Source organism: Carbonatibacter coralli, from assembly GCF_039592655.1.
In the GTDB taxonomy this organism is placed as follows: domain Bacteria; phylum Pseudomonadota; class Alphaproteobacteria; order Kiloniellales; family Kiloniellaceae; genus Carbonatibacter; species Carbonatibacter coralli.
Genome location: NZ_JBBUTJ010000008.1, coordinates 36,587 through 50,495, shown reverse-complemented (window position 1 = coordinate 50,495; position 13,909 = coordinate 36,587). Strand labels below are relative to the sequence as shown.

At 55.6% G+C, this 13,909-nt stretch carries 10 protein-coding genes; 3 read left to right on the top strand and 7 right to left on the bottom strand.

Going from position 1 to position 13,909, the window contains the following annotated elements:
• Positions 1-8: 8 nt before the first annotated feature.
• Positions 9-920, bottom strand: coding sequence for a LysR substrate-binding domain-containing protein (locus AAAH10_RS14835; protein WP_343564967.1), 912 nt, complete (start codon positions 918-920; stop codon positions 9-11).
• A 183-nt stretch (positions 921-1,103) separates the two neighbouring features.
• Between AAAH10_RS14835 and AAAH10_RS14830 the strand changes: the two genes are divergently transcribed.
• Both AAAH10_RS14830 and AAAH10_RS14825 read left to right on the top strand, forming a co-directional pair.
• Positions 1,104-2,450 carry an MmgE/PrpD family protein gene (locus AAAH10_RS14830; protein WP_343564964.1) on the top strand — a complete coding sequence of 449 codons (1,347 nt, stop codon included), beginning with the start codon at positions 1,104-1,106 and terminating at the stop codon, positions 2,448-2,450.
• A 31-nt stretch (positions 2,451-2,481) separates the two neighbouring features.
• Entirely contained in the window at positions 2,482-3,447 is a 966-nt protein-coding gene (locus AAAH10_RS14825) for a D-2-hydroxyacid dehydrogenase (protein WP_343564962.1), read from the top strand.
• Positions 3,448-3,511: 64 nt separating this feature from the next.
• On the opposite strand, the gene AAAH10_RS14820 is transcribed toward AAAH10_RS14825, so the two are convergent.
• From AAAH10_RS14820 to AAAH10_RS14805, 4 genes are read right to left on the bottom strand one after another with little or no spacing between them, the layout of a single operon-like run.
• Positions 3,512-4,252: a maleate cis-trans isomerase family protein gene (locus AAAH10_RS14820; RefSeq protein ID WP_343564960.1), complete on the bottom strand. Its 741-nt coding sequence runs from the start codon at positions 4,250-4,252 to the stop codon at positions 3,512-3,514.
• Positions 4,249-5,316, bottom strand: coding sequence for a pyridoxal phosphate-dependent aminotransferase (locus AAAH10_RS14815; RefSeq protein ID WP_343564958.1), 1,068 nt, complete (start codon positions 5,314-5,316; stop codon positions 4,249-4,251). The genes AAAH10_RS14820 and AAAH10_RS14815 overlap by 4 nt, the downstream gene beginning before the upstream one ends.
• The gene (locus tag AAAH10_RS14810) at positions 5,313-6,968 is read right to left on the bottom strand and encodes a hydantoinase B/oxoprolinase family protein (protein WP_343564956.1); all 1,656 of its coding nucleotides are present in this window, start codon (positions 6,966-6,968) and stop codon (positions 5,313-5,315) included. Before AAAH10_RS14810 ends, AAAH10_RS14815 begins: the two co-directional genes overlap by 4 nt.
• Positions 6,968-9,067 (bottom strand): hydantoinase/oxoprolinase family protein, encoded by a 2,100-nt coding sequence (locus tag AAAH10_RS14805; protein WP_343564954.1) that lies wholly within the window; start codon positions 9,065-9,067, stop codon positions 6,968-6,970. The genes AAAH10_RS14810 and AAAH10_RS14805 overlap by 1 nt, the downstream gene beginning before the upstream one ends.
• 377 nt (positions 9,068-9,444) lie before the next feature.
• On the opposite strand from AAAH10_RS14805, the gene AAAH10_RS14800 reads away from it, so the two are divergent.
• Complete coding sequence (locus AAAH10_RS14800) at positions 9,445-10,638, top strand: GNAT family N-acetyltransferase (RefSeq protein ID WP_442490279.1); 1,194 nt, start codon at positions 9,445-9,447, stop codon at positions 10,636-10,638.
• 56 nt (positions 10,639-10,694) lie between these two features.
• Here the strand turns inward: AAAH10_RS14800 and clpA are convergent, their stop codons facing one another.
• On the bottom strand, positions 10,695-12,998 hold the full coding sequence (gene clpA, locus AAAH10_RS14795; protein ID WP_343565054.1) for an ATP-dependent Clp protease ATP-binding subunit ClpA: 2,304 nt from the start codon (positions 12,996-12,998) through the stop codon (positions 10,695-10,697).
• Between the two features lie 449 nt (positions 12,999-13,447).
• A complete protein-coding gene (gene clpS / locus AAAH10_RS14790) occupies positions 13,448-13,774 on the bottom strand; it encodes an ATP-dependent Clp protease adapter ClpS (RefSeq protein WP_343564952.1) in 327 nt (108 codons plus the stop codon).
• Positions 13,775-13,909: the final 135 nt, after the last annotated feature.

The window sequence follows — 13,909 nt, the reverse complement described above, 5'->3', positions numbered from 1 at the left end:
GGACATCCCTAGAGCGGAGATGTTCCGGACGTTTCCTCCTGCATCAGCAAAGCCTCCTTTTGAAGCCAGTCAAACAGGGCTGTTGCAGCGGAGGATTTCACGCCCTCCCGAATGGAAAGGTAGTAGGCCCAGGGCACAACAATGTTGAGGAAAATCGGTTCACGCAAACGTCCCTCCCGCAGATACGGCAGGGCCAGAGAACGGGGCAAGGCAGCAACTCCCGCCCCATTACAGGCCATCTCGAGCGCCATCCCGGAAGCATTGGTCCGCATCAGGGACGGATTGTTCAGCCGTTCAAGCCCCAGGGACAGAGCAACATCTTCCCAGTATTCCGAACGTCCGAGGATCTGGATCAGGGACGCCTTTTCAAGCTGTTCAGCCTCGCAAAAGGTTTCGCCGTCCACCTGATATCCCGGGGCACAGACCAGCGTCAGGCGATCAGACCACAGTCTGTAACTGTTCGCCGGCGGATCATCATCATGCCCAAGCACAATGGAAAGGTCAGAGACATCGGCCTGAACATCGTGCCAGACTGTTCCGTGAACGGTGATCCTGACACCGGGATTTTCCCTGCCAAAACCAGCCAGCACAGGAGCCAGCCACTGCTCGGCCAGCGTCATGGGACAGGATATCGCAACGGTTTGCCGGGAAGATTTCGACAGAACTGATTTTGTTGCCATGTCGATCTGCAACAGAGCCTGCCGCACCGAAGGCAGATAGGCTTCCCCGAGATCTGTCAGCTCAAGCGAGCGGGAGTGCCGAACAAACAGCGGACGCCCGAGAAAGCTCTCCAGCGACCGGACATGATTGCTCACCGCAGAGGATGTACAGTTCAGTTCTTCCGCCGCAGTCGTAAAGCTCAGATGCCGTGCCGACGCTTCAAAGGAACGCAAAAAGGTCAAGTGAGGTAAATTCATCATGCGGGCAAAACCTGCAACCCGTTTCAAAACAAAAGGATTCTAGCCTGAATAGACTTTTCATACAAATTGTAACCCCATAACACGCAAAAAAATCCACCCCAATGCAGCCGATAAGTTTGCGCATTGTCCGATGCCATTCCCCTAGAATGGACAGAGATTGTTCAACCCTCCATCCGGCAGACCATGACTCACACCTTCGAAAAAGTCGCAGACTTCACCTTCGGGCTACAGCCTGATCACCTGCAGACATCAACAAGACAGGCCGCAGCCCGTATGCTGCTGGACACCCTCGGCATTGTCATCGGCTCAAAGGAGATGGAAGCAGGACGCATTGCCCGCGAGACGGCGGTTGCCCTTTACAGCACAGGCGATCCGGCCCTTTCCGCCCGCCTTCCCCTTGACGGGCGAAGGGTCAGTCTGGCCGGAGCAGCCTATGCAACAGCAACGCAAACAGACAATCTGGATGGGCATGACGGCTACAACCCCACCAAGGGACACATCGGCGTTGTTGTCATCCCCGCACTGCTGGCCCTCGCCGAGACCCTTCCGGATTTCTCCGGACCGGAAGCCCTGACCGCTGTGACCATCGGATACGAAATCGCGGGCCGTGCAGGCATTTCCCTGCACGACACAGTCAATGACTACCACACCTCAGGCGCCTGGAATGCCCTCGGTGTTGTTGCCATGGCCGCCCGGCTGCGAAAGATGTCCGCAGACCAGCTTCGTCAGGCCATGGGAATTGCCGAGTATCACGGACCGCGCAGCCAGATGATGCGGGAAATTGCCAATCCAACCATGCTGCACGACGGTTCCGGCTGGGGTGCCATGGTCGGGCTTTCCTCTGCAATCCTGGCAGAAAAGGGCTTTACCGGCGCCCCGGCAATCACCATCGAGGAAGAAAGGGTTTCCAGGCACTGGGACGATCTGGGGCAGTTCTGGCAAATGGAACACCAGTACGTCAAACCCTATCCCGTCTGCCGGTGGGCCCATGCCGCCATAGATGCTGCACGGGCACTCGTTCTGGAGCACAGCTTCACCCACAGGGATATCGAACGGGTTCAAATCAACACCTTTCACGAGAGTGCATGTCTGTTTCAGGACATGCCGGATAACACTTCCAAAGCCCAGTATTCCCTTCCCTTTGCCGTTGCAACCATGTTCGCCTATGGCCGGATCGGCGTTGAACACATTACAGGCAAGGGCCTGTCTGATCCGCTGATTGCCTCAATTCTGGAGCGGATCACAACAGCGGAAGCAGACCGTCACAATGCCCGCTTCCCGCAAAGCCGCTTTGCCGATGTCATTGTAACGCTTCATGATGGTCGCGTTCTTGTGTCCGGCGATGTTCACGCAAGGGGAGGCCCCGAAGCCCCGATGAGCGATCAGGAGGTCAGCACCAAGTTCATGGAATTCGCAAGCCCGGTCGTGGGTGAAAAGCGTGCAGGCCTCATCCACGATGCCGCTCTGGGCCTTGTCAATCCGGACAGCAACTTTTCCGATTTAAGTCGCTTGCTCTATGATATCCAGTAAACAGGAAAACACCGGACAGGAATGCGCCTTTATGAAATCCCCCACCGTTATTCTGCACTGCGACAATCCCGATGCTGCAAGGGACATCCTGCAACAGCAGCACCCTGACCTGTCGCCTCATCTTTGCAGAAACTACGAAGAACTCTCCCGCCTGATAGAAACAACCGATGCCGAAGTTGTCTATTCGGTTCGAACCCATGGAACGCCGACCTATCCGGGGCAGCTCATCCGGGACAGCGCAACGGTAAAATGGGTCTCTGTCGGAGGGTCCGGGACGGATCACCTCAACCCCTGGGATCCAGGGCAGCTCACCATCACCAACGCCGCAGGTGTCGCTGCGGACATGATGGCCCAGTATGCCCTGGGTTCCATGCTGCATTTTTCTCTGAACTTTCCACTTTTCCAGCAGGCGCAAAAACGTCAGGAATGGCTGGCAGGCGAAGTTGAGCCCATTGACGGCAAGACCGTCCTGATCATCGGTATGGGCAAGACAGGCGAAGCTGTTGCCAGACGCTGCAAGGCCATGGACATGCAAACCCTCGGCGTCAGGGCCCGTCCGGCGCCGGTTCCCCATGTTGACGAGGTTCACGGCATAGAAACACTTCCGGAACTCTGGAAACGCGCCGATTTCATCGTGGTCTGTGTTCCACTTCTGGACAGCACCAGGAATCTCGTCGACAGCGTGGCCTTTGAAGCGATGAAAGACACAGCTGTCATCATCGATGTTTCCCGCGGGGGTGTCATTGAGGAAAACGCCCTGCTCAAGGCCTTGGACACCAACAGAATTCGCGGTGCTGCACTGGACGTCTTTGCAACGGAGCCCCTGCCGGAAAGTCACAGGCTCTGGCGCTGCGAAAACGTGATCATCACACCACACTGTTCCTCGGTTTACAGAGGGTGGGATCTGAAGTCCGTCGCCATGTTTTCCGACAATCTTCTGCGTTATCGCAAGGGAGAGGCCCTGAGCAACATCGTAAACCCTTCCCGGGGCTATTGAGCAGCCTCAACTCAAAAGCGGGCAGGAAAGGATATCTCCTTTCTCACCCGCTTTTTCTTTGCCTTCAGAGCAAATCAAACAAACGCCCCGGAAGGTTTTCGTGCCGGGGAAGCTTCAACGCCTTCACAAGGCTGAACATCATGGCCTGATTGGAGGTAATGACAGGTTTGTTCAAAGCGGCCTCAAGCCTTTCAACAGCCTCGACTGATCGCATGTCCGTACAGCTCAGGACAATGGCCTGGGCATCCGGGTGATCAGCACCCAGCCCCAGTTCAAAAACTTCATCCGGGCTCAGCTCACCCTGACCGTAGTTGCCAAGCTCCCTGCCGACATCGTGGCACTTGAGGGTTTCAATCCCGTTCAGCCGGAAAAATCCCATGGCCTGCTCGTTGATCTCCCCCAGATAGGGCGACGAAAAGCCGATCCTTGTGACCTCCAGCGCCTGCATTGCAGAAATCAGGGAAGAGGCCGCTGTAAAACAGAGCGCTCCGCATCGCGTCCTGATCTTTTCAGCCAGATCACTGTCAAAAGACGGTCCGTGCGTCAGGGTGGCAGAGGTACAGCCATAGAGGACAACATCGGGTCTCACGCCGGAAATCATCCGCAGGTCATAATCGATGTCCGATGCCCCCAGCCCGGCCATCTGGTCCGAACCGGGAATCTCGTCGACATCATACCCGCCCAGTCGCTGAAAGTGCACCGTTGTATCCGGCGCACGCATCACCATCATGTCTGCTTCGAGGTTGGTGTTCGTAAAGGGCACCAGAACCCCGATTTTGGCCGCCCGTCTGGTTTCAGCTTTCATGACAGAACCTCCCGAAGGATACGAACACACTGCTCCATGATCTCCTCCCGGCAGACCGTGGCCCGCAGACAATCCGAAAGGCCATAGCCCCCCATCCCCCGCATCAGAAGCTTCTCCTGACGCAGAGCACTATCGGCAGCCTTTGCAAGGGCTTCGTCCGGGAACCTGATCAGGACAAAGTTTGTATGGCTTTCGGGAACCTCCAGTCCCAGTTCGCGACACTGCACGGCAAAGCGGTCCCGAAGAGCAGAACTTTGCCTGACAATCTGCTCCGTATAGTCCCCATCGCGCATGGCAGCCGCGGCCATGGCCTGTGAGGCAACGGAAACATTGTTCGGGTTCAGCAGCTTCCTGACCTCGCGGGCAACAGGCAGGGGAAAACATCCCCACCCGACGCGCGCACCCGCCAGGGCATAAGCCTTCGAAAAGGTCCGGGTCACAACGGTGTTTCCCTGCTCCACCAGCGCAAAGATTTCTGACGGATCATGCTGTGCATCTGCAAATTCTGCATAGGCCTGGTCAACCACCAGCAGGACATCACCGGGCAACTTTTCACGCAGTCGAATGATCTCACTGTTGGGCAGGAGGGTTCCTGTCGGATTGCCCGGATTGCAGACAAAGACAATGGAGGTCTTTTCTGTCACGCAGTCCAGTATTCTGTCGACGGACACGGTCAGACCAAGCTCCGGGGCTTTCAGGTACTCTGCCTGTGCCTGAGCCGCAGCAGACGCCACATAGGCATAGCCAAACTCGGTCCCGAGCACCTGTCGGCCCGGTCCGGCATAAGCCCGCACCAGACAGCCAATCAGTTCCATGGAACCTGCTCCGCAGAGAATCTGCCCGGCAGACAGCCCGTGTCTTTCTGCTATGGCTGTCCGGAGGTCCGACCAGTCCGGATCCGGGTAAAGATGCGCCTGCTCCATTGCTGCCCGCCCTGCTGCAAGCGCTGCCGGACTGGCAGGAAAGGCACTCTCATTCTGAGCGAGGGAAACCGTTTCCACATCACCCAGATCGGCAAGAGCATAGGCAGCCATAGCCTTCACGGAAGGGATGGATTCAATCATTTGCTTCCTCCCTTTTGATAAAGCCTTGCTCCCTCTGTCGTGACCAGACCGCGCTTCATATCCAGCGCCAGAGCATCTGCTGCACGCTCTTCCGGTCGACCAAATCCTCCGCCTCCCGGCGTTTCAAAAATCAGGTAGTCATCCTTCTCCACTCTCAGTTCACCCTTTCCGGGGATATCCTCCGCTCCCTCCCTGAAACGAATGCGGCCCGGAGCACCCGGCAAACCGCCAGCGCGGCCCAGCGCAGGAAATTTCAGACGCTCAACAGAGAGGAAAACAATAAAGGGTGCACCGTTCGAAGAGGTCATTTCGATCCGCTGTCCCAGACCTCCGCGATATTGACCGGCACCGCCGGAATCAGGTCTGAGTTCCCGCTTCCACATCACCACTGGTGCAACAGCTTCCGTGATTTCTATCTGTGATCCGAAAACCCCCGAAGGATAGGCAGTCGCGGACAAACCGTCGGCATGAGGCCGCGCGCCTGTCCCCCCGTTGTGAACAGGCTCGATTGCGAACTCGCGCCCGCCATCCCTGGCCACTTCCGGAGCATGGCGCATGGGAAGGTCAAACATACAGGACGCGCCTTCGGCAGGCACATCATCCGGCAGGGCCTGATGCAGGCAGCCCAGCACCAGATCCGGCGTCACCTGTCCCAGCGTATGACGCATGGCAACAGGAACCGGACGCTGTGCATTCAGAATGCAGCCCTTCGGACCATCAACGGTGAAGGGCGCCAGAGAGCCGGCATTGTTCGGAATATCGGAGCCGACAATACAGCGCAGGGCAAACACGGTGTAGGCTGTCGCATAGTTCAGGGGCACATTGATGCCCTTGTTTGAACAGCCGGATGTTCCGGAAAAATCGACATGCATACTGTCCTTGCCAACCGTCAGGGTGGCGTGCAGTTCAAGCTCGTTTTCATAGCCATCCATTTTCAGGACGTTTCTGTAAACACCCTCCGGAACCTCTGCGATGGCCTCGATCGTTCCTCGTCTGGAGGTCTCAATGATGTACGCGCCCAGCGCATCAAGATCATCCAGACCAAACTCCGCCATCATATCCACAAGCCTTTTGCTGCCCGCTTCACAACAGGCAATCAGGGCATAGATATCCCCTTCATTCGCAACAGGTTCACGGGAATTGGCCCGGATAATATCCAGCAAAAGCGCATTGGGGGTCCCGGCCTCGACCAGCCTGCACGGTGGAATCAGAAGTCCTTCATCATAGATATCGGAGCCTTCCGGTCCCATGCCCAGGCCTCCCAGATCAACAAGGTGCGAGGTACAGGACGTAAAGCCGACAACCCTGCCTGCCTTGAAAACCGGCATCATCAGCAGGAAGTCGTTCAGATGCCCCGATGCGAGCCAGGGATCATTGGTCATATAGATATCGCCCGGCTTCATGGTCTGGACAGGAAAGGCCTCTCTCAGATGCAGCACGGCTTCAGCCATGGTGTTGATATGCCCGGGCGTTCCTGTAACAGCCTGTGCCAGCATCCGTCCTTCATAGTCAAAGATACCTGCCGAGATATCCCCGCATTCCCGGACAATCGGGCTGAAGGCCGCGCGAATAAGCGTCTGTCCCTGTTCCTCGACAACCGCCAGAAGACGGTTCCACATCACTTGCAGGCGTGCAGCAGAAAGTTCAGTCATCACAGTTCTCCTTTCTGGTCGCGAACAAGAACCAGATTGCCGATAGCATCCACATGGGCAGAAAAATCACTGGAAACCAGCGTTGTCGTCTGAGGTTCCGTGATCAGGGCCGGACCGGGAATATGATCTCCCGGCAGAAGAGACGCCCGGGATACAAAAGCCGCAGCCTTTTGAGTTCCCTCCAGATCACAGATCACAGGCCGTGTTTCGGCAGGCGTAATGGTTTTCAGTTCCGGCAGATCCGGAGCCGAAGGCACTTCGCCTTCAAGCGTGGCAACACGCACAGCCCAGTTCAGGATTTCAATTTCCATTCCCGGTACAGGGCGGGAAAACTGTTTGCGGTATTCCTCCTCGAAGGCTGCTGTCAGCGGCGCAATATCTTCCCTGCCCAAAGGGCGATCCGGCAGGGATATTTCAATCTCGTGCCCCTGCCCGTTGTAGCGCATGAAAGCCGTGCGTCCGGTTCCGGTTTCCGATGTCCCTGCCCCCTGGGCAACGACATCCCTAGCTTCAGCGATCATCTCCTTAAAGAGATCGTTGATGGCCTTCAGGTCCATTGTTTCCAGCAGGGTATAGCGTGAGCGCACAATCTCGAAACTCACAGGTGCAAACAGAAAACCCACTGCAGAGCCAACGCCCGGATTGGGTGGTATGACGATTCTGGACACTCCGGCCGAGCGCGCCACCCGGCTGGCATGGAGAGGGCCGTTCCCGCCAAAAGCAATCATGGTGCGCGGCCCCAGATCCTTACCGGACTCAACCGCGTGCATGCGCCCGGCACTGGCCATGCTTTCATCCACAATCCTGCTGACACCGTCTGCTGCACCGACAGCATCGGTCTCAAGCCTGCTTCCAATCACACGCTCCAGCGCCTCTTTTGAAGCCGCGGTATCAATGTCGATATGCCCCTCGGCAAAGGTATCGGGCACAATATAACCCAGGGTTATATCACTGTCTGTCACGGTCGGCTCCGTGCCCCCGCGCCCGAAGGCAACCGGTCCGGGTTCGGATCCGGCCGATTTGGGGCCAACAGTCAGGCGACCAAGACGATCCACACCGGCAATGGAACCACCACCGGCACCAATTTCAATCATCTCGATCACCGGGATGCGAACAGGCATCCCCGATCCCTTGATAAAACGGGCAGCCCTTGCAATTTCAAACTGTCTGGACGTCTGGGGACGCGCATTGTCGATCAGGCACAGCTTGGCTGTTGTCCCCCCGACATCAAAGGACAGCACTTCATCGAGACCGGCACGCGCAGCAATGCGGGCCGCCAGAATGGCACCTCCGGCAGGTCCTGATTCGACCAGACGGATCGGGAAACGCGCCGCTGTTTCAATCGTGCACATCCCGCCACCTGCCGTCATCATCAGGATCGGACAGGACACCCCTTCGCCGGAAAACGTCTTGCGAAACCGCGCCAGATAACTCTCCATCAGGGGCTGGATATAGGCATTGGCAACAGTGGTACAGAGCCTGTCAAACTCCCGCGCTTCCGGGCTGACGTCGGAGGAAATGGACAGGGTCAGTTGCGGGCGACGCCTTGCCAGTTCATCGCGCAGACGCCGCTCGTGATCCGGGTTGGCGTAGGAATGGATCAGACAGATCGCCACCGCCTCTGCCTCGCTTTGATCGAGTTCATCAACCAGCCTGTCAATGGCGCTTTCGTCCATTCCGATCAGCACAGTTCCTTCAGCAGACATACGCTCGCGAATGGTGAAACACCGCTCTCTGGGCACCAGATAGTCCGGCTTTTCCAGATTGATATCGTACTGTGAGTAACGGCGTTCATAGGCGATCTCGAGGATGTCCCGAAACCCTTCTGTCGTGACCGTCGCAACCCGTGCCCCGCGACGCTCAATCAGAGCATTGGTTGCCAGCGTGGTGCCGTGGATAAAGCCGGTCACCTGATCCAGTGATCGTCCGGACTGTTGCATCACCCGCACCGCGCCTTCCATGGCACCGTCCGCAGGATTTTGGTGAGTTGTCAGAGTTTTTGTCGAAGCAAGGATGGTCTCTTCACCTTCCACCAGTACGGTATCGGTGAAGGTCCCGCCAATATCAATGGCCAGACGCAACGCAGAAGAAGCAGTCATATCATATTCCAGAAAACAGGTGAGGGAAATCAGTCACTTACCCTTTATCAGGGCAGACTGGATTCAGGCGACGAGGTCGCATCCTGTTGCACGACGATCCAGACGACGGGCGATAATTTCTGAAATGTGTTTCTTGCTCATGAAAAAAGCTTAACGCTGATTCTCCACTCAGCGTCAAGCACCAAAATTGATGAGCTCCCCGATTTCAGGGAAAAGACAGTCTTCATATTTTTGTGTTCCAATGGATTTCCTGTTTATCCCCCCAAAGGTTTCCAGCACAATAAAACCATTGCTTTCAGAGACTTGAACCACGGGTTCAAAACACCATCTTCCTGTAATCCACCCTTGCCCCCACGTTCCAGAGATCAAAGAGAAAAATGTCGCCATCACCAGATGATATGGATCTCAAAAATCTGCCCATTGTGATGAACCTCTTTACCGACATCGGCAAGATAGAGGCCTCCAGGTGGGATTTCTGCGCAGGGCAGGACAATCCCTTTGTCTCTCACGGGTTTCTCTCTGCCCTGGAAAGCAGCGGCTCTGTCACTGCAGAACGGGGCTGGCAACCCTGTCATCTCTTTCTGGAAACAGAAGATGGCAGGCCGCTGGCTGCAACGCCGCTCTATCTGAAAAGCCATTCCTACGGCGAATACGTTTTTGACTGGGGCTGGGCGCGGGCCATGGAACAGGCCGGACGTCCCTATTACCCCAAGCTCCAGTGTGCCGTCCCCTTTACACCGGCAACAGGTCCGCGCCTTCTGGTTCCCGAAATTTATCAGGAACAAAACCGCAAGACACTCCAGCAAACCCTGCTGAACGGCATGCTGCAGATCATGCAGGAGCAAAAGGCTTCCTCGCTGCACATCACCTTCCCCACCGTTCAGGAATGGAAGGATCTGGCCCAGCCCGGCATCATGCAAAGAACGGGACTGCAATACCACTGGCAGAACAGGGACTATTCGGATTTTGGAGACTTTCTGAACGACCTGTCGTCCAGAAAACGCAAGGCCATCAGAAAGGAGAGAAAAGCTGCACAGGCATCCTGTTCAGACATCAGATGGCTCAGAGGCAGCGAAATCACGCCTGAAATCTGGGCACGGTTCTACAGCTTCTATCTTTCAACCGTGGACAAGAAGTTTGCCTACGCCTACCTGACACCGGACTTCTTTGAAAAGCTGGGCCAGTTGATGGGCGACAGGGTTCTGCTGTCCACGGCCTGGCAACAGGATGAACTGGTGGCTGCAGCCCTCAATCTGGAAGGTCAGACAACACTTTACGGGCGCTACTGGGGCTGCAAAACAGAGCTGTCCCATCTGCATTTCGAGCTGTGTTACTATCAGGCCATTGACCATGCCATTGAAAAAGGGCTTTCAACTGTTGAAGCGGGCGCACAGGGCGATCACAAGCTCCAGCGCGGATACCTGCCCACAGAAACCTACAGTCTTCACGCCATTGCCGACCCGGGCCTGCGCAGAGCTGTCGAGTTTTCTCTCAGGGACGAAAACCGGGCCATCAAAGCCGAGATCGACGCGCTTTTGGAACTCTCCCCTTTCAAAAGGGATATCCCGTAAAAAAGGCCCGCTTTTGAAGCGGGCCTTTCGGTTTTTCAGGACAGCTGACTGATGCTCTAGGCAGGCTCTGTGGATTTTTTGGTTTTTCTGCCCGCTTCGCCTTTGGGGAAGGAAAAGGACAGCTTCCCTCCGGCAACATCGACGATCACCTTGCCGCCCCGGGTCAATTCGCCAAACAGGAGTTCCTCGGCCAGCGGCTTCTTGATCTCGTTCTGGATCACCCGCGCCAGCGGACGTGCACCATAGAGCGGATCGTAACCTTCCGCAGCAAGCCAGTTGCGAGCCTTGGTCGTCAGTTCGATTGTCACATTGCGATCTTCCAGTTGGTTTTCCAGCTCCAGAACGAACTTCTCGACAACCTTGCCCATGACCTTCTGCGTCAGGTTTGCAAACGGTACGATCGCATCCAGACGGTTTCTGAACTCCGGTGTGAAGATCTTGTTGATCGCTTCCTCGTCGTCACCTTCGCGGATACCACTGCCAAAACCCATTGCAGGCTTGGCCATGTCAGAAGCACCGGCATTGCTGGTCATGATCAGGATCACATTGCGGAAATCCACCGTCTTGCCGTTGTTGTCCGTCAGGCGACCATTGTCCATGACCTGCAACAGAATGTTGAAGATATCCGGATGGGCCTTCTCGATCTCGTCCAGCAGCAACACACAATGCGGAGACTTGTCGACAGCATCGGTCAACAGGCCACCCTGATCAAAACCGACATAGCCCGGAGGCGCACCGATCAGACGGGAAACGGCATGGCGTTCCATATACTCGGACATATCAAAGCGTGTCAGTTCAACACCCAGGGAATGCGCCAGCTGTCGTGCGACCTCTGTCTTGCCCACACCGGTCGGTCCCGAGAAGAGATAGCTGCCGATTGGCTTGTCCGGTGTCCTCAGGCCTGCACGGGCAAGCTTGATCGCCGAAGCAAGGGCTGTAATGGCACCATCCTGCCCATAGACCATGGTCTTCAGATCCCGCTCGAGATTTTTGAGCATGGACTTGTCATCTTTGGACACGGATTTCGGCGGGATGCGCGCAATCTTTGCGACCACTTCCTCGACATCCTTGACCCCCAGGGTCTTCTTGCGCTTGTCTTCCGGCAGCAGCATCTGGGACGCACCGACCTCGTCGATCACATCAATGGCCTTGTCCGGAAGCTTCCGCTCGCCAATATAGCGCGCTGACAGCTCCACAGCCGTGCGCAGGGCCTCATTGGAAAACTTCACCTTGTGGTGCTCTTCATAATAGGGTTTCAGTCCGCGCAGGATCTGAATGGCATCCTCAATGCTTGGTTCGGCCACATCAATCTTCTGGAAACGACGCACCAGGGCGCGATCCTTTTCGAAGTGGTTCCGGTATTCCTTGTAGGTTGTTGAACCGATACAGCTGAGCGTTCCGTTCTGGAGAGCCGGCTTCAAAAGGTTGGAGGCATCCATGGAGCCGCCCGAAGTCGCACCGGCACCAATAACCGTGTGAATTTCATCAATGAAGAGAACGGCGCCCTCCTCCTTCTCGATTTCCTTCACGACCTGCTTCAGGCGCTCCTCGAAATCACCGCGATAACGCGTCCCGGCCAGAAGAGACCCCATATCCAGAGAGTAGATCGTCGTGTTCAGCAGAACAGCGGGGACCTCCCCATCAACGATTCTTTTGGCCAGACCTTCGGCAATGGCTGTCTTGCCCACGCCCGGATCACCCACGTAGAGCGGGTTGTTCTTCGTCCTGCGACACAGAACCTGAACAGTCCGGTCCAGTTCCTTCTGGCGACCAATCAGCGGGTCAATACGACCTTCCGCAGCCTTCTGGTTCAGGTTGACGCAATAGCTGGCGAGGGCTTCTCCGCCTTTCGAGGCCGGGCCTGTGCTCTCGTCATTTTCGCTTTCTTCATCCGCGCCGCGCACAATGCGGGTTTCTTCCATGCCGTGCACCTTGGCGATGCCATGACTGATGTAGTTGACCGCATCCAGCCTGCTCATCTCCTGCTCCTGCAGGAAGTAGATCGCATGGCTTTCCCGTTCAGAGAACATGGCAACCAGCACATTGGCACCGGTTACCTCCTCCCGACCGGAAGACTGGACATGAAGGGCAGCGCGCTGCAACACTCTCTGAAAACCGGCGGTTGGCTTGGCTTCACCAAGATACACCGTTGTCAGGTTGCTCAGTTCATTTTCAAGATAATCACCCAGATCTTCCTGCAGAGCCTCGACAGACACACCACAGGCTCTCATCACTGCAAGGGCGTCAGGATCTTCTGTCAAAGCGAGCAACAGATGCTCAAGAGTGGCATATTCATGGCGACGCTCGTTGGCATGAGCCAGAGCGCGATGGAGAGATTGCTCCAGATTATTTGACAACATAGCCATAATATTACCCCTTTCACTGCCGGGTTCGATCTAGCTCTCTAACTGTCTTTACAAAAGCATTGTTACCGATGCTTTCGCAATCTCCAAATAGGGAGCCCTTGTTCTTGAACCTTACGTTCAAAATACTCTGTTCAGATGACCTGCCTGAGCAATTCAGCGCAACCATTTCACAGAGAAAGAGCGTTCGGTCGTTCCATAATATTAAGCTGGGAATAGTTAACAGAGAAACAAGTCTTGAAATTCAATTTGCCAGACTTACAGCAGAGCTGCTGATTTGTATTTTCCGCAAAACGTGAAGCAACGAGAGTTTTAAAAAGCAAATCAACCGCTTATTTTCATCCCCGCCCCGGACAGAAAACCCTGTCAGCCTGTTCACAGACCATCAAAAAAAAGTGCCGGGAACTTGATGGGCTGTTACAGACTCCTGACCAATCGAAAAGCCGTTATTCCTTTTCGATTGTGCACTGGAGGGGATGCTGGTTCTGACGCGCCTGTTCAACAACCTGCATGGCTTTGGTTTCCGCCACATCAAAACTGTAGACGCCGCAAATACCGACACCCTTGTGATGCACCTCCAGCATGATGTTGGTGGCTTCATCTCTGGATTTGCCAAAGAACTGCTCCAGAACCATGACCACAAACTCCATTGGAGTATAATCATCGTTCAGCAACAACACCTTGTACATGGAAGGACGCTTCGTTTTCGGCTTGGCTTTTGTCAGCAGGCCATCAGACGTTCCTGGTCCATCATCATGAGGATGATCGGTCATTAATCGCAAACTCGTTCACTGTCATATTGAGAAAGTAAGCTGTTTATAGCGCCATTTGCTCTACAAAACACGATTTTTCAAGAGCCTCTCCTGAAAAAGTCTCCCCTATTATATAAATGGCCGCCACAGGCTTCA

Excerpts from the sequence above, each read along its gene's own strand:
- AAAH10_RS14835 (WP_343564967.1), bottom strand. The coding sequence starts at position 920 with ATGATGAATTTACCTCACTTGACCTTTTTGCGTTCCTTTGAAGCGTCG.
- AAAH10_RS14830 (WP_343564964.1), top strand. The coding sequence starts at position 1,104 with ATGACTCACACCTTCGAAAAAGTCGCAGACTTCACCTTCGGGCTACAG.
- AAAH10_RS14800 (WP_442490279.1), top strand. The coding sequence starts at position 9,445 with ATGTCGCCATCACCAGATGATATGGATCTCAAAAATCTGCCCATTGTG.
- AAAH10_RS14825 (WP_343564962.1), top strand. The coding sequence starts at position 2,482 with ATGAAATCCCCCACCGTTATTCTGCACTGCGACAATCCCGATGCTGCA.
- AAAH10_RS14805 (WP_343564954.1), bottom strand. The coding sequence starts at position 9,067 with ATGACTGCTTCTTCTGCGTTGCGTCTGGCCATTGATATTGGCGGGACC.
- AAAH10_RS14815 (WP_343564958.1), bottom strand. The coding sequence starts at position 5,316 with ATGATTGAATCCATCCCTTCCGTGAAGGCTATGGCTGCCTATGCTCTT.
- clpS (WP_343564952.1), bottom strand. The coding sequence starts at position 13,774 with ATGACCGATCATCCTCATGATGATGGACCAGGAACGTCTGATGGCCTG.
- AAAH10_RS14820 (WP_343564960.1), bottom strand. The coding sequence starts at position 4,252 with ATGAAAGCTGAAACCAGACGGGCGGCCAAAATCGGGGTTCTGGTGCCC.
- clpA (WP_343565054.1), bottom strand. The coding sequence starts at position 12,998 with ATGTTGTCAAATAATCTGGAGCAATCTCTCCATCGCGCTCTGGCTCAT.
- AAAH10_RS14810 (WP_343564956.1), bottom strand. The coding sequence starts at position 6,968 with ATGACTGAACTTTCTGCTGCACGCCTGCAAGTGATGTGGAACCGTCTT.